Raw genomic sequence first — 17,167 nt, 5'->3', positions numbered from 1 at the left:
TCTGTGAAGAGGATGCACGCCGCCGTAACGATTCGTCAAATCATCAGTCAAATCAACAGCTTGGCGGTCTGATCCGTGAGAACCCTCACAGAGTCGGTTAAACTGTCCGTCGACATGGCGAGGCCACAAGAAAAACCCATCGACGCCGCCGGCAACGGCACCGAAGTCGCCGCGCGACGTTCCACCGTTGCCGAACTGCTGTCGCCCTGGGAAGAGTTCCGCCGCGTCATTCCGCTGGTTTCGCTGAAGTCGCTGCTGCACCGGCCCCACCCTTCGGTGCCCAAGGTCGCGGTGCTGCTGTGCACGATGCAGGCGCAGCACTTCCTGGCCGAGCAACTGAACTCGATCGCCACGCAGACCCATCCGGCCTGGGCCATCTGGGCCTCGGACGACGGCTCGGACGACTACACGCACGCAATCCTGGAGTACTACCAGTCGCACTGGGGCGAGGATCGGCTCTCCATCCACGCCGGCCCGGCCGAAGGCTCGACCGCCAACTTCCTGTCGCTGACCTGCCGCGCCGACATCGACGCCGACTATTTCGCCTACGCCGACCAAGACGACATCTGGGAGTCGGACAAGCTCGAGCGGGCCGTCGCCTGGCTGAAGACGATCCCGGCCGACGTGCCGGCGCTGTACGGCTCGCGCACGCTGCTGGTCGACGCGCGCAACCAGCACATCGGCTACTCGCCGCTGTTCGAGCGCCCGCCGAGCTTCCGCAATGCGCTGGTGCAGAGCATCGCCGGCGGCAACACGATGGTCTTCAACCGGGCCGCGCGCGACCTGCTGCGCACGGCCGGCGAAGACGTCGAGGCCGTCACGCACGACTGGTGGGCCTACATGCTGGTCACCAGCTGCGGCGGCCAGGTGCACTACGACGTCTACCCCACGGTGCGCTATCGCCAGCACGGCAACAACCAGTTCGGTTCCAACATCAGCCCGCTGGCGCAACTCAAGCGCGCGCGTCTGCTGCTGCAGGGCCGCTTCCGTGGCTGGGTGGATGCCAACCTGGCGGCGCTTGAACGCGTGCGTCACCTGATGACCCCCGAGAGCCAGCAGGTGCTCGACGAGTTCGTCCGCGCGCGCCGGCGCTGGCTGGGTCCGCGCCTGCTGGGACTCCGGCGTGCCGGCATCCATCGCCAGACCACGCTGGGCAATCTGGGCATCACGCTCGCCGCGCTGATCAACCGGCTTTGACCGCAGTGAGGCGGCCGTGAGTCCGGCGGCAGCCTCGACGGCCGCGATCGTCGTCCTCTATCGCCCCGAGTCCGATCCCGCTGCGCTGGTGCGACAGCTGCAGGCCAGCGTGGGCCATGTCGTCGTCGTCGACAATGCGCCGCAGGGCCATCCGGCGGTGGCCAGGCTGGCCCGCGACCCCCACCTCAGCGTGCTGGTCAATCGCAACGAAGGCGGCCTGGCCGGCGCCTACAACCGGGCTTGCGCCCACCTGCTGCTGACCCATGCCGACCTGCACCAGATCGTGCTGCTCGACGAAGACTCGGACGCTGGCGTGCTGAGCGCGCTGCTGGCCGATCCCGCGGTGCACGCGCTGTTGCAGCAGGCGCACACCGCCGCCGTCGCGCCGGCGTACCGCGACCGCGCCACCGGCCTGCGCGGCAAGCACATCCAGCTGCAGCGCTGGCGCCTGAGCTACCTGCCGCGTCAGTTCGACACCATCGAGACCGTGAGCTTCGTGATCAATTCGATGTCGGTGTGGCGCGTCGCCGCCCTGCGCGCGATCGGTCCCTTCAACGAAGGGCTGCGCATCGACCATGTCGATACCGAGTACTGCCTGCGTGCCCGCGCCGCGGGCCTGTCGCTGCATGTGGCCGGGCAGCACGAGTTCGCCCATTCCATCGGTGAGCGCCGCCGCTTCACGCTGTTCGGCCGCGAGATGCAGGCCGGCGGCCATTCGCCCGCGCGGCGCTACCTGATCGGCCGCAACACCGCCTGGCTGATGCGCCGCAACCTGTGGCGCGAGCCGGCCTTCGCCTTCCTGTGCTTCACACGCCTGGGCTACGAGGCAGTGGGCATCACGCTGGCCGAAACGGCGCGCATCGCCAAGCTGTGGGCCCTGCTGCGCGGCGTGGTCGTCGGGCTCTTCAGCCGCGAGCTGTCATGAACGCCACCCCAACCCGGCCGGCCGAAGCCGGCCCCAGCCCGCACTGGCTGCTGCTGCTGGCCGGTGCCTGCGCCTGGGCCGCCTACCTGTCGGTCGGCGCCAAGTACCTGGCCTACCTGGGCTGTGCGCTCGCCGCGCTGGTGGCCCTGGGTCGGCAGCGGCGCTGGCAAGCGCTGTTGCACGACCCCGGCTTCCGCGCCGCCGCCGCGTTCTGGGGGCTGACACTGGCCTCGGTCGCCTGGTCGCAGGCGGCCACCAGCCTGATCGTCGCGCAGGTCTGGCTCTACGCGATGCTGCTGATCGCACCCGTGATCGCCTTGGCCTGCCCGGCCGACGCGGCGCGGCTGATGCTGCGCCAGTTCGGCATGGCCGCGGCTGTCGTGGGCGCGGCCACCGCGCTCGGCCATGTCGGCGCGCTGCCCCTGAGCACCAGCGTGCTCTGGCACAGCACGGTCGAGGCGCAGGGCAACCAGCGCATCGTCAATTCGCTCGTGCTGGCGCTGGGCGCAGCCGTGTGCCTGCTGCACCTGCTGCAGGCCGCCACGCCCAAGCAGCGCCTGGCCTGGCTGCTGGCCACGCTGCTGGCGCTGACCGGGCTGGCGCTGCAGGACCGCCGCACCGGCATGGTGGCACTGCCGGTCCTGCTGGCGGTGCTGGGCATGTCACGGCTTCGCTCGGCCTGGCGCGGACTGCTGCTGGTGCTGCTGGTGGCGGCGCTGTCGGCCGCGGCCTGGCAGTTCTCGCCCAGCGTGCGCGGACGCATCGACGAAGGCCTGAACGAGCTGCGCACCTATCAGTCAACGGACGCGGCCGCCACCAGCTGGGGCATGCGCCTTCGGCTGGCCGAGCACACGCTGGACATGGTGCGCGAAAGGCCGCTGCTGGGCCACGGCGTGGGCAGCTGGCTGGGCGAGTGGCGCAAGCGCGTGCAGCCCGGCCTGCTGATCTCGATCCACACCACGCCGCACGACGAGTACCTGCTGGTCGCCTCGCAGCTGGGCCTGGTCGGCATCGCGCTGCTGCTGTGGCTGCTGGGCGGCCAGCTGTGGCGCGCCTGGCGCGCCGGCCCCGATGGCCAGGCCGCGCTGCTGGTGTGGACCGCCGTCGCCTGGACCGGCCTGTTCAACGTCGTGATCCGCGACTCGAAGTTCTCGCTGCCGCTGCTGTTGCTGGCGGGGTTTGCCGGGGCGTTGATGCGCGCACCCCGACAGCCAGGCGCCAGTGCTTCACCCAACACCTGATGCGTTCACGCGCCTCGGTAGCACTCGCCTAGGCCACTGCGGTGGCGCCACGCGCGGCCCGGTACAGGCCTTCATAGAGAAAGGCCTCCTCCTCCACCCGCAGCGGCAGCCTGACCCCGCGCCTCCAGGCTGCCCGCAGCGTTTCGTCCTCGGACCAACGCTGCAGCGCATCGGCCCAGGCAGGCACATCGCCAGCCGGCACCGCCATGCCGCCGCCCGCGGCCAGCACCTGCGGGGGCGCCCCCAGGTCGCTGACCAGCGCCGGCACGCCCACCGCAGCGGCCTCGTGAAGCACCAGCGAGAAGGTCTCCGGCACCAGCGACGGCAGGCACAGCAGGTCGATGCCGTGCAGCAGGCGCGCCACCTGTTCGGCGGTGCACGGCCCGAGGCACTGCACGCGGGCATCGGCGGCCATCGTCGTGCGCAGCCGCTGCTGGAACGACTCGGGACCATGGAAGGCCCCGGCCACCTGCAGGCGCAGCGGCAGCAGCGGCCGGCTGGCCAGCGCCTGCAGCAGCACCTGCAGGCCCTTGGCCTCGATCAGGGTTCCGATGAAACCCAGCGTCATGGGACGGTCAGGCGTCGCCGCGGACCGGCCGCGGGCGAGTGCCAACAGGTCCACGCCATGGCCGATCACATGAAACGATAGGTCCGGAAATGCTTCGCGATAGCGCTCGGCGACAAAGCGCGAAGGGGCGACACGCACCGCCGCCCCGGCCAGCAGCCCATGGGCGTGCTGATAGCGCGCCGCCAGCGCGGCCGCCGGCCAGGCTGGCGTCTGGCACTTGCGTGCACAGGCCTGTCCCAGCGCCGGCCCCGCACAGAACCGATCCTGCTGGTCGATCAGGTTCACCCGCAGGCACGCCGGAAAGAAGTCGGTCAGCGTGACCACGGTCGGCAGGCCTGCGCGCTGGGCTGCCGCGACCGCCGTGGCCATGCGCATCGTGTGCATCACGTGCACCACGTCGAGGCGCTGCTGCGCGAGCCAGACCGTCAGCCGCTTGGCCAGGGCCTCGTCCACCTCGAAACCGTGCTCGGCCGATGCGGGCAATGCGGCCCGGTCGACCAGGGTGACCGGCACCCCGTCGACCACGGTGTCGACGGCCCCGTCCAGGCCTTCGCAGGGCACACCGCGGTGCCGGGCCGGGTCAACCATGCAGGCCAGCACCCGCACCGCATGGCCGGCACGTTGTGCCATGCGCGCCAGGTTCAGCGCGACGCGCTCGGTGCCGCCGCCGAACTCGGGATAGAACTGATGGAGGATGTAGAGGATGCGCATCAGACGCCCGCCTTCAGGTGCGTGAACAGCGCCTCGATCCACAGCCGTTCGGCGTCCTGCTCCGGTGCCTGGCGTCGGTCGAGGTACAGGTAGGCCAGCGCGGCTCCGACGGTGGCGGCGAAGGTCTTGCGCACCGCGTCAGCCACTTCCAGATGCAGGCGTGGATCGCCGACACCGTAGACCGCGGACGCGTACTGGCTGAAATGGTCGATGCGCGCCATGAAGGCATCGACGAAGTCGCGCGCCTGCACCGTGGCAGTCCGGGCGTCTCCGGGCGGCAGGCCACCGGCGCCACCGACCAGTTCGTGCAGGAAGGACTCGACGCGCGCATCGCCCAGACCGCCGGCAATCGCCACCGGCCATGCCGGCACGGTCCACTGCCGAGCAGTGACGATCCAGTCGGCCAGCACCTGGCCGGGCGCCTCGGTCTGCAGGCGCGGCGCCTGCTCGCGCAGCCAGTCGCCCACCCGGTTGGCCACCGCTGCCACGCCGGCCAGCAGACCGTGCACCGACGCGCAGGGCGGGCAATGGAAGTCGTCGAACAGGCCCACCAGGAAGATCACGTCGACGAACGATCGCTTCAGGTAGTACCAGGCCGGCCGGTTGTGCGAATGGATCACCTTGACCGACGCCAGCATCGCGATGCGGTGGCCCGCGCGGATCAGACGAATGCCCAGGTCCAGGTCTTCCGCGTAGTCGCCGCGATAGCGATGGCGCAGGAACAACTCGCGCGGAATCAGGCAGGCGACGTCGCTGAGCTGGCCCATCGAGCGCAGTGCCATGTGGTCGTCGCCGGTATGGCGGCCGATGCGATCGGCTTCGAGACAGCCCAGAAAGCGATAGTGCGTGTGGACCATGCTGTCGTACATCACGTCGCTGTCGCTGCGGCAGTACTCGGCGCAGGAGGCCGCAACGACCCCCTCGTCCCGATGATCGATCAGGAAGCGCAGCAGCCCGTACAGCCACAGCTCGCCCACCGGATAGGCGTCCTGCACCATGAACAGCAGGTGGTCACCAGTGGCCCGCTCTGCACCCAGGTTGCGGGCGTGGCTGTGGCTGAACTCCGCCTGCGTGATCTCGACCACCACGGCACCCAGCGCCCGGGCGCGCTCGGCACTGCCGTCGGTGGAGCCGGAGTCGACGACGACGATCTCCACCGCCCGCACGGCCTGCTGGCCCTGCAACTTTCGCAGCAGCCAGACCAGTTCGTCACCGCCATTGAACGTGGGGATGACGACCGAGACCTTGGCCTCGATGACCGACTCGGCGCCACTGATCTCCGGGTGCAGACGCAAGGGCACCGTGGCGCCGGCCACCCCGGCAAAGGGATTGGCCCCCGGCACGGCGGCCGGACGCGAGAGTTCGCCGAGGTGCCGCCGCATCTGGGCCAGGTAGCGTGGCCATTGGCGCAGGAAGCCCAGCCACCCCCTGCGCCGCAGGGCCATGCGCAAGGCCAGCCCGCCATTGCCGAGCAGCACCTGGAGGCGCCCGCCGCGCAGCCAACACCATGCGCTGCCGGCCAGGCGCAGAGGCTTGGTCACGCGCCAGGAGGTGGAGCCGAGCAATCCAGCCACCTGCTGGTGCAGCCGTTCGATGGCCGCCAGGTGCTCGAGCCGCAGCGCAGCCAGCAGGTCACCCTCGCGCCGCAAGGCGACGATTTCCTGGCGCTGGCTCGCGCTCTCGGCCTGCAGCGCCTGCACATGGGATCGGGCGAGCCCCAAGGCATCCTGGGCCTGCGCAAGCAGCGCGTGGGCCTGCGCCAGCGAGGCCTCAGCGCGGCTTCGCGTCTCGGACAGCTCGGCTGCCAGCTGCTGCTGCCGCTGGTTGTGGAGACGCGTCTTTTCCGAGTTATCCTGGATCAGCGCCACCACGTCGTCGGGAGTCCAGCGCGCCAGCTGCCGCTCGCCGAACCGGTACAGCATCCGACGCCGCCGCTCGCTGCCCTCGTCCGCGTGGCCGGAGCCGCTGGCCGCATCCAGCCAGTAGACAGCCGATTCCCCCGGCACACGCACGAAGGGGCCACGCGCCATCAACTGCAGCCAGAAGTCCCAGTCCTCGAACTGGCCGAGCTGCTCGTCGAACCGAAGCGGTACCGCGGACTGCAGCGCTGCGCGACGGAACAACACGGCATGGATCGGCAGCCGGTTCTGCAGCTGCATGTCGACCGGCCGCACGTCGTCGTCGAACAGATGCACCGTGGTCGGCGCCTCGGGGTCGCCACTGACACAGCGCACGCCGGCGTAGGCGGCCACCGCTTCCGGATGCGGCTCGAGCGCGTCGACCAGGCGTTGCACGTGCTCGGGCAGCAGCCAGTCGTCGTCGTCCAGGAAGAGCAGCAGCTCACTCCCCGCAGCGGCCAGCAGCGCGTTCGCCGCCGCCGCCCGGTCGAGCGGCCGTCCGGGATCGATGGCCCGGATGCGTCCGCCCTGTGCTGCCTGATCGACCCGCTCCAGCATCGCCAGGCGTCCGCCCGCTGCCGCCAGCACGATCACCTGCAGCGAGGGGTAGGTCTGCCCGAGCGCGGAGTTCAGCGCGCGCGGAAGGCTGGGCCGGTCCATCGAGCGCACCAGCACGCTGACGCGCGCCGCGGCGCGCTGTTCGCCGCCGAGGCTCATGCCGCAGCCGCCCTCACCGGCACCGCCACGATGCGCCGCACCGCCGCCTCGAAGGCCGCCGGGCTGCAGTCGCGCGCCACCAGGTCCTGCAGGGCGCGGTGCTGGGTCTGCCACGCCAGGTCGTCGCGGTGCAGGCGCACGCAGGCCTCGGCAAACGCCTGCGCGCTGGCACCGACGGCGACGGCCTCGGTCCAGCCGAGCTGCTCGGCGATGAGCGGCGTCACCACCATCGGCAGACCGGCGGCGGCGGCCTCGTGGGCCTTGTGCGGGATGCCGGCGGCATAGCGGGTGGGCACGATGAACACGCGCGCGGCATCCTGGAAGGGCTCGACGCTGGGCACCTGCCCGTGGATGCGGATCGAGGCGCCGGCCAGCGCCCGCAGGGTGGCCGATTCGCAGGGTCCGACGATGTCCAGCCGCGCGGCTTCGCCCAGGTCCTGGACGACCAGCGGCCAGACCTCCTGGATGAACCAGATCAGGCTGTCGCCGTTGGGTGAATCGTCGAAGGGCACGGCACCGATGAAGAGGAAGCCGCTGCGCGCGGACAGCGGCACCGACACGGGCCGCTGCGCGAGCGCATGGCCCAGCACCTGCACGTCGGCGAAGCCGGTCTGCCGGTAGTGCCGGGCCTCGGCCTCGGACACGGCCACCACGCGATCGGCGCCCCGCGCCAGTGCGAGCTCCTGCCGGATCATCTGCTGCTGCTCCGCCGCCGGCAGCGCCTGGCCCTGCAGCGCGGCCTTTGCAATGTCGCGCACCGAGAACAGGGCCTCGGCGTCGTAGACGACCAGGGTGTCCTCGAACCACGCCGGATGGTTCGCGCGCAGCGCGTTGATAACGTCCATGTTGTGCGGCCGGCTGATGACCATCAGGTCATAGAAGCCGGCACGCGCGGCCAGGAAGCCGGCGATGCCGGCCAGGCCTTCGTCGAGCATCACCTCCACGGACTCGGGCAGGGCGCGACGCACGTCGTCCCAGTGCTCGTGCGGGAACTGCAGCGGGTAGTGGGTGACGAAGTCGCCGCCCGCGACGATCGCCGCCACGAAGCTCGCCGCCCGAGGGTAGCCCTGGCCGAGCCAGGGCATCGGCACGCGGTCGTCGATGAACAGCACGCGGCGCGCGCCGGCCGGCAGGCGCTGGCGTGCCTGCAGCAGCCGGGCCAGGTCCGGCGCCGGGCGGGCGGCCAGGAAGGCCGGGTGCTTCTCGGCAAAGCGCAGCCGGTTGCGCGCCTGCAGTGCGATCGCCCGGCCCTGGCCGTCATCGCTGGCGAACTCGAAGTGCCGGATCCGCACCTTCGGGTCGAACACCACTGCCTGGCCCGCTTCCCACAGCCGCGCACAGAGGTCGCTCTCCTCGTAGTAGGCCGGGGCATAGGCATCGTCGAAGCCGCCCATCGAGGCGAAGCGCTCGCGGCGCAGCAGCAGGAAGGCGCCGGAGCAGTAGTCGACCTCGCGCAGGAAGCGGTAGGGGCCGGCATCGGGCGACTCGCCGCGGCCGTAGCCCAGGCAGCTGCCGTCGCGCCAGATGATGCTGCCGGCTTCCTGCAACCGGCCGTCCCACAGCAGGATCGGCCCGCCGACCGCGCCGATGCGCGGGTCGCCGTCGAGCCGGGCCACCGCGTGCGCCAGCGTGTCGGGCTCGACCAGCGCGTCGTTGTTCAGCAGCAGCAGGTACTCGCCGCGGGCCTCGGCCGCGGCCAGGTTCACCGCGCGCAGGAAGCCCAGGTTCTCGCGCTGCGGCAGCAGGCGCGCGCCGCTGACGCGCTCGAGCAGCTGCGGCACCCGGTCGCTCGAGGCGTTGTCGACCACCAGCGTCTCGAAGTCGACGCCGCGGCTGTCCGCCAGCGCCTGCAGGCATTGCAGCGACAGCCCGGCCTGGTTGAACAGCACGACGATGACCGAGACGCGCGGTGCGCCCGCCGGGACCGGCAGGCGCAGCTGGCGACCACTGGCGAGGAACTGCGTCAGCGCCTGCTCGGCGTCGGCGCGCACGGCCTCCTTGTCCAGCGCCGGCGGCTGGGGGCTGGCGCCTTCCCCGGCTGCGGTCGGCGGCGCCGGCGGCGCCAGCCAGCGCAGCAAGGGCGCGGCCCAGGCCCGCCCGGCCAGCCAGACCTTGATGCGCTGCCGGGTCTGCGGCGAGACCGGCAGCGCCAGGGCCGTCCGACGAAGGGTGGCGCGGGCCGCGCGCCGCAGGGCCTCAGGCTGTGCGGCGGAGCGCAGCGCGCGCAGCGGTGCCGTGATGCGCCAGGACAGCGAGCCGGTGACCTGCCGGTAGCCCTGCTCCAGCACGCGGTAGTCGCGTTCGGCGGACTTCACGTGGGCTTCGAGCTGCTGCTGGTAGGCCTGCGCCGAAGCCAGCTCATGCTGCGCCTGTTGCTTCAGGCTCCGGAGCTGCTCGGCACTGTCGGCCAGCTGTACCGCCAGGCTGTCGCGCTGGCGCTGCAGCTGGTCCAGGCGCTCGGTGGCCAGTGCCTGCTGCTGCATCAACGCCCGCTCGGCGGCTTCCCGCGCGTCGCTGTGCTGCACGCGCTCGGCGCGCCAGCGTTCGGCGGCCGCGGCCAGGCCTTCGAGCTTGTCGGCCGACAGCTGCGGCAGCCATTTGCGGTAGATCGCCTGGCGTGCGCGGGTGGTCATCGCGGCGTCACGGCCGGCACTGAGGCCGGACGCTCCAATCAGGCGATAGCTGGCCGAGGTGCCGGGCACGTGCAGGAAGTCCTGCACCGCCGCCAGCTGGTGCCAGAAGTCCCAGTCCTCGTAGACCTCGAACGATTCGTCGAAGCGCAGGCCGTGCTGCTGCACCAGCGCACGGCTGAACATCACGGCATGGATCGGCAGGTAGTTGGCGAACCACAGCCGGCACGCGTCGAAAGCCTCGTCCAGCACGCCTGCCGGCTGGCCCTGCGCGTCGAGCAGGCGCACGCCGGCGTAGGCCACCGCGCGGCCGGGCGCGCGGGCCAGCGCCTCACGCAGGCGCGCGATGTGGTCGGCATCGATCAGGTCGTCGTCGTCCAGGAACAGCAGCCAGTCGCCCGCGGCCCGCTCGAGCGCCAGGTTGGCCGCGGCGGCGCGGGGCAGCGCAGCGCCATCGGCCGGCTCGACGAGCCGCAGCGCGAAGCGCCCGCACGCGCCCGGAAGAGGCCGGTGGGGTCGGCCGCCGGCATTGACCACCAGCACCTCGATGTCGTCGGCCCGCTGCGCGGCCACCGCCGCCAGGGCGTCGGCGAGCGTGTCGCGGTCCATGCTGCGGATCAGCACGCTGACGAGCGGGCCGCGCATCGCCACGCTGGCGCCGTTGCCGTTGCCGTTGCCGTCGCCCGGAGGGTCGATCGCCGCGCTCATCGGAACTCCGTGCTGCGCTCGCGGCAGCGGTAGCCTTCTGCCGCGCCTTCGGGCACCGGATGGCCCAGCATCAGGGCGCGATAACGCGCAAGGCCCTCGGCCGCGGGCAGGTAGTTGCCGCAGGCCAGCGCGGTCTCGTGGCAGCGCAGTGCCTGCAGCTTGGCCGGCAGTTCGGCGGTGATGTCCAGCACGTGCGTCAGCGCCAGCGGCGCCCAGGTCTCGTAGTGCAGCAGCCAGTCCACCGCGCCGACGGCGCAGGCCGCGCGGCGCGCGGCTTCGGCCACGGCACGGTGGTCGCGGTGCAGGTCGTCGGCGGCGGGCGCCAGCAGCCAGTGGGGCTGGAAACCCCGCACTTCGGCCTCGATGCAGGCCGCAAGGGTCGGCGCTTCGGCCAGCGCGCCATCGGGCAGGCGCAGCCAGACCTGGTCGGGCTGGCCGAGCCGTGCCAGCGCGGCGCGGAATTCGGCGTAGCGGACCTCGTCCGCCCCGGGCGGCAGGCCGCCGGCGCCGGCGCCGTCGCTGACCAGCACCACCCGGGTGGGCACCCGCGCGGCGGCCAGTTGCAGCAGCAGGCCGCCGCAGCCAATGGTCTCATCGTCCGGGTGCGGCGCCAGCACCATCACCCGCCGCGCGTCGGCCACCGGCAGCGCGGCCGGCAGCGCGCACAACGCGTCCGCTGCCAGGGTCTCGGCGGCCGGCGGCACGGGCACCGCGGCCGCGCCACGCTCACGCCAGGCCTTGATAAATCGCTTCATAGCGTTGTCCGATCGCGGCCGCATCGGGCCACGCCGCAGCATGCCGGGCGGCCGCCTGGCCCATGGCCTGGCGCCGCCGCGGGTCGTCGATCAGCTCGCCGATGGCCGCCGCGAGGTCGTCGATCCAGCCAGGCCCGCTGCCCGGCACCAGCCAGGCGCGGCCGCCGGTGACCTCCGGCACGCTGCCCACCGCGGTGCAGATGGCCGGCAGCCCGGCCACCAGCGCTTCGAGATTGGCCATGCCGAAGGATTCGTTCAGCGCGGTACTGACGTAGAGGTCGGCGCCGCTGAGGTACGGTGCCACGTCGTCGACCACCGCAACCTGCAGGGCCAGCTGCGGCGCTGCCGCTTCGTCCACCAGGCGCTGCAGCGGGGCGGGATCGCCCTCGCCCAGAATGGTCAGCCGCACCGGACGCTGCAGGCGCAGGCAGGCCTGCACCAGCGCCTCGAAGCGCTTGACGGGATTGAGCCGGCCCACGGCCAGCACCTGGCAGGCATCACCGGCCCAGCCCAGTGCCGCACGCGCCGCGTCGCGCCCAGGCAGCGCGAGCTGGGGCCGCGCATGCGGCACGCCATGCCAGTGCGCGGGCGCTGCCGGCAACCCGAGGTCGCGCGCCAGCTGGGCCACCGCCGCCGCGCTGGGGCAGATGACCCACTGCGCCGCGCGCAGGATGCGCGCCTCGAGCCGGCGGTGCAGGCGCAGCAGGCGCGCCGAGAAGGGCACGCCCTCCTCGCGGATCGCGTCGGTGTAGGCGCCGAAACCATGCTCGGTCAGCCCCCAGCGGCACGGCGCGCCGCGGTGGACCAGCCGCGCCAGGCGGAAGCCCCAGGCGGTCCAGGGGTCGTGCAGGTGCACCACGTCGACCGGGCTGTTGGCCACCACCTTGGCCGCCAGCCGACCCATGTTCAGGCGTTCGATCCAGATCGCGGCCAGCGTGCCGCCGGCGGGCCCCAGCCAGCGCTGGGCCAGCGGCGCCAGCCGCAGGGTCCAGCGGCGCTGCCATTCGCGCGCACGCGGCCCCTGGTCTTCCTGGGTCAGATAACGCACGATGTGACCGGCCGCCTGCAGGGCCTCGACCACCGGCGACAGGCTGCGGCCGATCCCGAAGCGGCGGTCGCTGGCGACCTCGCGCGTGACGTGGAGGATGCGCATGCGGCTTCAGCGGAAGTCGGTGTCGCCGGCCATCAGCCACCAGCGGCCGCGCTGGTCCTCGACCGAGGGTCCCGGCGAATGCACGTTGGCGGGCACCGCGATGTCGAGCGCGCGCCGCTTGCACGTGCCGTCGGCCAGGGATTCGAAGCGGCCGGCCTGGGAGTGCGTGATCCACGCTTCGAGCACCGCCAGCCCGAGCTCGTGCGCCCGGTTGCGCGCGACGGCCAGCAGCACCTCCAGCTGCGCCGGCGCGCCGACCAGGTCCACCCACTCGAGGTGATGCTCATGCTGGCGCAGCACGACGACGCCGAGCAGCCGCCGCGTCCAGCGCCGCCGCACCAGCAGCACCTGGTAGCGGAAGCGCGGATGCCGGCAGTAGCGGTGGCGCAGCCAGGCCGCGTCGCGCACGCCCAGCGTCTGCTCGGGCAGGGCCGCCACCATCGCGGCCCAGGCCTGGTCGACCAGGGCGGCGGCGGGCTTGCCCGGGGCCAGGTCTTCATCGGCCAGCGCCTGGACCGTGGCGCCGGCGCTGCCGCGCAACGGTGTCCAGCTGAAGGCCTCCATGCCGTCGACCGGCGCATACAGGCCCAGGTGCTGCGCGGCCGCCATCGCCCGCTGCGTGGGAAAGCCGTAGCCGATCAGGTGGGGCCGCCCCCAGCCGATCTGGGCTTCGAGAAAGCTGGCGGTGACGCGGTGCAGCGGCCCGCTGCGCGCCAGGTTCGACCGGGCCTGGGCGGCGACCATCACGTCGCAGACCTGGCAGGCGGCGACCTCACGGCCGTGGAAGCGCACCCGACGCGTCAGCGCGCCGTAGTGCGCCAGCAGCCGCTCCTCCCGCTGCAGGCCCAGGGCACGGCCACGGCCGTCGCCGTATTTCCACTGCCACTCGGCCGCCGACAGCGGGTGACCGAAGACCGCCTCGAACAGCCCGCGCACGGACTCTGCCTGGTCCGGTCCCAGCGACAGCAGCCGGTCGCTGGCGGGCTGGGCGCGCTCGAAGCGCAGCACCGCATAGCCGTAGACGCCGGCGCGGTACAGGGCCCGGGCGCGCTCCAGCGCGGCCACCAGGCCCACCATCGTGGCCTCGTCGAGCCGCAGCTCGCGCATCAGGTCGGCGCGCATCGCGTGCGCGGCATCGATCAGGTAGTCCAGCGTCGGCTGCACCTGGCGCGACAGGTCGGTGTGCTGCGACAGCCGCCAGCCGAAACGCTGCGCCAGCGCGATGAAGGCCGGCAGCAGGTGCAGCCCCCCGTGGTCCTCCGCATCGCGGCGCAGCGCGAACTCGTCCATCACCACCAGCGTGGCCGGGCCGGCGTGCAGCAGCCGTTCGGCCGACTCGAACAGTGCCATCGGCTCGATGTACTGCGCGCTCTCCTGGAACAGCAGCGCGTCCCACTGTCCGGCGTCCTGCTGGAAGTCCTCGAGCCGCGACAGCGTGAGCGGCAGGCCTTCGCCCTGGCGCTGCCGGGCGACGTCGATCTGCGCCTGCTCGGGCGTGATGCCGCGCGCGGCGTAGCCGGCCCGCAGCAGTTGGCCCAGCGTGGTACCCAGGCCGATGCCCACCTCGAGCAGACGGCACGGCGGCGGCAGTGCCTGCCACAGCAACTCGCTCGCGCGCTCCTGCGCGCGCAGCACGTCGCGCTGCCCGTCTTCGAAGACCGCGAAGTGGAGGTAGTCGACCCGCCCTTCACGCACCGACAGCATGCGGGCAAAGACATTCAGCGGAAACGAGAACTGCGCGGTGCTCATGAAGAAGGAAAGGGACGCCAGGCATGCGGCAAGGCGACGATGCCCTGCTGCACATTGTCCTGCACCACCTCGAAGCTCAGCGCGTGCTCGGCCGCGGCATAGAGGTTGATGGCCCGGTCGCACAGCACGTACAGCGACAGCGTGTAGCGGCCCTTGAGCAAGGGCAGCGCGGGAAAGGCCAGCTGCGCGCGGATCTGGCCGGAGGCATCGCGCTGCAGCACATGGCCATCGAGCCAGTTGCCGGCGCTGGCAATGCTGCGGCCATCCTCGGTGTACAGGACCAGGCCGAGCGAGGGGCAGGCGATCGCCGGATCGGACTGCACGCGCATCTCGACGCAGAGCTCGTCGACCCCGCTGCGGTAGGCACCGCCACCATCGGCCGGCGGCCGCAGCGCAAGGGCTTCGATGCGCGCGGAATCGGACTCGGTGGTGTTCGCCGTCGGTGCGGGGCCGGCCTGCTCCTGGCGCGCCAGCCACGCGCTGTACTCCACCACCGCCAGGTGCGACGGGCCGTCGAACTGCACCCGCCCGTTGTTGATCCACAGCGCCCGGCTGCACAGCTGCTCCACCTGGAACAGCGAATGCGAGCAGAACAGGATCGTCGCGCCGCGATCCTTCAGCGCCATGATGCGCTCGAAGGACTTGCGCGCGAACACGCCGTCGCCGACCGAGAGCGCCTCGTCGATCACCAGGATGTCGGGATCGACGCTGGTGGCCATCGAGAACGCCAGGCGCACGAACATGCCGCTGGAGTAGCTGCGTACCGGCTGGTCGATGTACTCGCCGATGCCGGCGAACGCGATGATCTCGTCCATGCGCGACTCGATCTGCGCCAGCGACAGGCCCAGCAGCGGACCGTTCAGGCGAACGTTCTCGCGCCCGCTCAGGTCGGGGTTGAAGCCCGCGCCCAGCTCCAGCAGCGCGGCGATGCGGCCCTGCACGCGGCGCGTGCCGCTGGTGGGGTCGAGCACGCCGCACACCACCTGCAGCAGCGTCGACTTGCCCGCGCCATTGCGGCCGATCAGGCCGACCACCTCGCCGCGACGGATGCGCAGGTCCACGTCCCACAGCGCATGGTGCTGGTGGCCGCGGTCGACGCGGCCCAGCAGCTGGTCGATCAGGCGGCGCACGGGGCGCTGCTCGAGCGAATAGCTCTTGTTGACACCGCGCAGCTCGATGATGACGTCGCTGTCCATCGCAGGCACCATCACACGAGATCGGCGAAGCCGGGTCGCAGCCGCACGAACAGCCCGTGCGCGGCCGCCAGGCCGGCCGCCACACCCAGCAGCGGCCACAACGCGGTATGCCAGGCGAAGGCTTCTCCGAACCAGGCGGCACGCATCAGCTCGATCGGCGCGCTCACCGGGTTGAAGGCCAGCAGCCAGCGCAGCGCCTCGGGCGCCGAAGCGCTGGGGTAGAACACCGGCGACAGGAACAGCAGGCCCGACATCAGCAGCGGCACGATGTGCTGTAGGTCGCGCAAATAACAGCCCAGTGCAGCGAGTCCGATCGCCAGCGCCAGCTGCAGCAGCAGGATCCACGGCCAGCCGGCCAGCAGCCACAGCCAGGTCCAGCTGGCGCCCCCGCCCCACACCAGCAGCAGCACGGCCAGCACCAGCATCTGCAGCGCGGTGTGCACCGCGACCTGCATCACCAGCGCCACGCACAGCAGCTCGAGCGGGAACACCACCCGCTTCACGAGGTTGGCGTTTTCCTGCATCAGCCGCGTCGCGCGCGTGGCCACCTCGGCCACCGCGCTGAACACGATGAGCCCCGCGAACAGCCGCGCGGCGTAGTCGATGCCGCCGGCCGTGCCACGCCCAGAGCCGGCCCAGCGCGCCTGGAACACGCCCTGGAACACCAGCGCATAGATGCCCACCATCGCCAGCGGCGCGAGCAGCGCCCATAGCACGCCGGCGGCGCTGCCGCGATAGCGTGCGAGAACGTCCCGCTTGGCCAGCGGCCAGGCGAGTGTGAGGAGGCTGAAGAGGCGGTGCAGCGGCGGGATCAACGGATCTGCGAGCAGGCGGTGATCGACACATTGTCGACCGGCGTGTCGGCGAAAGTGACCGGCTGGCCGTTGGTCTCGGCCGTCTTCGTCGTCGTCGGCACCGCCTGCAGCACGTCGTACACATCCGTCCCGCTGATCAGCTTGCCGAACACCGCGTAGCCGGGCTGGTCGGCGCTGACGTAGTCGAAGGCCGGGTTGTCGGTGCCGTTGATGTAGAACTGCGAGGTCGCCGAATTCGGTTCGCTCGTGCGCGCCATCGCCACGGTGTACTTCAGGTTCTTCAGGCCGTTGTTCGATTCCAGCGCGATCGGCGCGCCGACGCCGGTCACCGCGACGAAGCCGGACTTGAAGCCGCCGGCCTGGGCGATGGAGAAGCCGGTGCGCACCACACGGTGGAACAAGGTGTCCTTGTAGAAGCAGGAGCCGGTGTTGACGTAGGTGAGGAAGTTGGTCACCGTGATCGGCGCGGCCACCGGGTCGAGCTCCATCACGAAGCTGTTGCTGCTGGTGACGCCGGAGACGGTCTGCGCGACGGTCATCGAGACGCGTGGCGTCTCCACGGTCAGGCGCAGCGAGGCCAGTTCCGCCCCGCCCTCCGTGCGCACCCGCGCGCGCAGGTCGCCCAACGCGGCGATCTTGCAGGTGAAGGTGAGCTGGGTGTCGCTCGGCGTGCCCCGTGTCATGGTGGGGCAGCCCGGTTCGATGGTGGCGCTCAGGTTGGCATTGAGGCCCGAGCCGATCACGGTGATCGTCGTGCTCTTGCCGTACATCATGCTCGAGGCGCCCATGTTCGTGACGCTGGGCGCGTTGGTGTCGCTGCCGCCGCCGCAGGCCGCCAGCACAGCGGCCGCGCTCAGCACGGCAGCACGGGACAAGGTTGTCAGGTTCATCGGGTTCACCGGGT

The 17,167-nt window shown here is 71.6% G+C and carries 12 protein-coding genes; 3 read left to right on the top strand and 9 right to left on the bottom strand.

From position 1 onward, the window contains the following. The first annotated feature begins 114 nt into the window (after positions 1–114). Genes ACILR4_RS00930 through ACILR4_RS00920 form a run of 3 tightly spaced genes read left to right on the top strand, consistent with a single transcriptional unit; the run spans position 115 to position 3,363 of the window. The gene (locus ACILR4_RS00930) at positions 115–1,197 is read left to right on the top strand and encodes a glycosyltransferase family 2 protein (protein ID WP_395698919.1); all 1,083 of its coding nucleotides are present in this window, start codon (positions 115–117) and stop codon (positions 1,195–1,197) included. Positions 1,198–1,213: 16 nt separating this feature from the next. Continuing rightward, positions 1,214–2,122, top strand: a complete 909-nt coding sequence (locus ACILR4_RS00925) for a hypothetical protein (RefSeq protein WP_395698918.1) — start codon at positions 1,214–1,216, stop codon at positions 2,120–2,122. Then, positions 2,119–3,363 (top strand): O-antigen ligase family protein, encoded by a 1,245-nt coding sequence (locus ACILR4_RS00920; protein WP_395698917.1) that lies wholly within the window; start codon positions 2,119–2,121, stop codon positions 3,361–3,363. The genes ACILR4_RS00925 and ACILR4_RS00920 overlap by 4 nt, the downstream gene beginning before the upstream one ends. A gap of 28 nt (positions 3,364–3,391) precedes the next feature. On the opposite strand, the gene ACILR4_RS00915 is transcribed toward ACILR4_RS00920, so the two are convergent. The 9 genes from ACILR4_RS00915 to ACILR4_RS00875 are packed head-to-tail and all read right to left on the bottom strand — an operon-like array spanning position 3,392 to position 17,153. Next, positions 3,392–4,642 (bottom strand): glycosyltransferase, encoded by a 1,251-nt coding sequence (locus tag ACILR4_RS00915; protein WP_395698916.1) that lies wholly within the window; start codon positions 4,640–4,642, stop codon positions 3,392–3,394. Beyond that, positions 4,642–7,257 carry a glycosyltransferase gene (locus ACILR4_RS00910; protein ID WP_395698915.1) on the bottom strand — a complete coding sequence of 872 codons (2,616 nt, stop codon included), beginning with the start codon at positions 7,255–7,257 and terminating at the stop codon, positions 4,642–4,644. The genes ACILR4_RS00915 and ACILR4_RS00910 overlap by 1 nt, the downstream gene beginning before the upstream one ends. Further along, positions 7,254–10,595: a glycosyltransferase gene (locus ACILR4_RS00905; protein WP_395698914.1), complete on the bottom strand. Its 3,342-nt coding sequence runs from the start codon at positions 10,593–10,595 to the stop codon at positions 7,254–7,256. The genes ACILR4_RS00910 and ACILR4_RS00905 overlap by 4 nt, the downstream gene beginning before the upstream one ends. Further along, on the bottom strand, positions 10,592–11,350 hold the full coding sequence (locus ACILR4_RS00900; RefSeq protein ID WP_395698913.1) for a PIG-L deacetylase family protein: 759 nt from the start codon (positions 11,348–11,350) through the stop codon (positions 10,592–10,594). The genes ACILR4_RS00905 and ACILR4_RS00900 overlap by 4 nt, the downstream gene beginning before the upstream one ends. Next, positions 11,322–12,503 (bottom strand): glycosyltransferase family 4 protein, encoded by a 1,182-nt coding sequence (locus tag ACILR4_RS00895; RefSeq protein WP_395698912.1) that lies wholly within the window; start codon positions 12,501–12,503, stop codon positions 11,322–11,324. The genes ACILR4_RS00900 and ACILR4_RS00895 overlap by 29 nt, the downstream gene beginning before the upstream one ends. Before the next feature lie 6 nt (positions 12,504–12,509). Then, positions 12,510–14,252, bottom strand: coding sequence for a GNAT family N-acetyltransferase (locus tag ACILR4_RS00890; RefSeq protein WP_395698911.1), 1,743 nt, complete (start codon positions 14,250–14,252; stop codon positions 12,510–12,512). Next, entirely contained in the window at positions 14,249–15,448 is a 1,200-nt protein-coding gene (locus ACILR4_RS00885; protein WP_395698910.1) for an ABC transporter ATP-binding protein, read from the bottom strand. The genes ACILR4_RS00890 and ACILR4_RS00885 overlap by 4 nt, the downstream gene beginning before the upstream one ends. An 11-nt stretch (positions 15,449–15,459) precedes the next feature. Continuing rightward, positions 15,460–16,263, bottom strand: coding sequence for an ABC transporter permease (locus tag ACILR4_RS00880; protein WP_395698909.1), 804 nt, complete (start codon positions 16,261–16,263; stop codon positions 15,460–15,462). Further along, positions 16,260–17,153 carry a peptidylprolyl isomerase gene (locus ACILR4_RS00875; protein ID WP_395698908.1) on the bottom strand — a complete coding sequence of 298 codons (894 nt, stop codon included), beginning with the start codon at positions 17,151–17,153 and terminating at the stop codon, positions 16,260–16,262. The genes ACILR4_RS00880 and ACILR4_RS00875 overlap by 4 nt, the downstream gene beginning before the upstream one ends. Positions 17,154–17,167 lie beyond the last annotated feature (14 nt).

The organism is Aquabacterium sp. (assembly GCF_044226965.1).
Classification (GTDB): domain Bacteria; phylum Pseudomonadota; class Gammaproteobacteria; order Burkholderiales; family Burkholderiaceae_C; genus Pseudaquabacterium.
The sequence above is the reverse complement of the archived record's forward strand: the minus strand, read 5'-3'. Positions and strand labels throughout refer to the sequence as shown.

Bases quoted from the DNA above. Each gene is read 5' to 3' on its own strand.
- ACILR4_RS00930 (WP_395698919.1), top strand. From the start codon at position 115: ATGGCGAGGCCACAAGAAAAACCCATCGACGCCGCCGGCAACGGCACC.
- ACILR4_RS00915 (WP_395698916.1), bottom strand. From the start codon at position 4,642: ATGCGCATCCTCTACATCCTCCATCAGTTCTATCCCGAGTTCGGCGGC.
- ACILR4_RS00885 (WP_395698910.1), bottom strand. From the start codon at position 15,448: ATGGACAGCGACGTCATCATCGAGCTGCGCGGTGTCAACAAGAGCTAT.
- ACILR4_RS00875 (WP_395698908.1), bottom strand. From the start codon at position 17,153: ATGAACCTGACAACCTTGTCCCGTGCTGCCGTGCTGAGCGCGGCCGCT.
- ACILR4_RS00900 (WP_395698913.1), bottom strand. From the start codon at position 11,350: ATGAAGCGATTTATCAAGGCCTGGCGTGAGCGTGGCGCGGCCGCGGTG.
- ACILR4_RS00890 (WP_395698911.1), bottom strand. From the start codon at position 14,252: ATGAGCACCGCGCAGTTCTCGTTTCCGCTGAATGTCTTTGCCCGCATG.
- ACILR4_RS00905 (WP_395698914.1), bottom strand. From the start codon at position 10,595: ATGAGCGCGGCGATCGACCCTCCGGGCGACGGCAACGGCAACGGCAAC.
- ACILR4_RS00920 (WP_395698917.1), top strand. From the start codon at position 2,119: ATGAACGCCACCCCAACCCGGCCGGCCGAAGCCGGCCCCAGCCCGCAC.
- ACILR4_RS00895 (WP_395698912.1), bottom strand. From the start codon at position 12,503: ATGCGCATCCTCCACGTCACGCGCGAGGTCGCCAGCGACCGCCGCTTC.
- ACILR4_RS00910 (WP_395698915.1), bottom strand. From the start codon at position 7,257: ATGAGCCTCGGCGGCGAACAGCGCGCCGCGGCGCGCGTCAGCGTGCTG.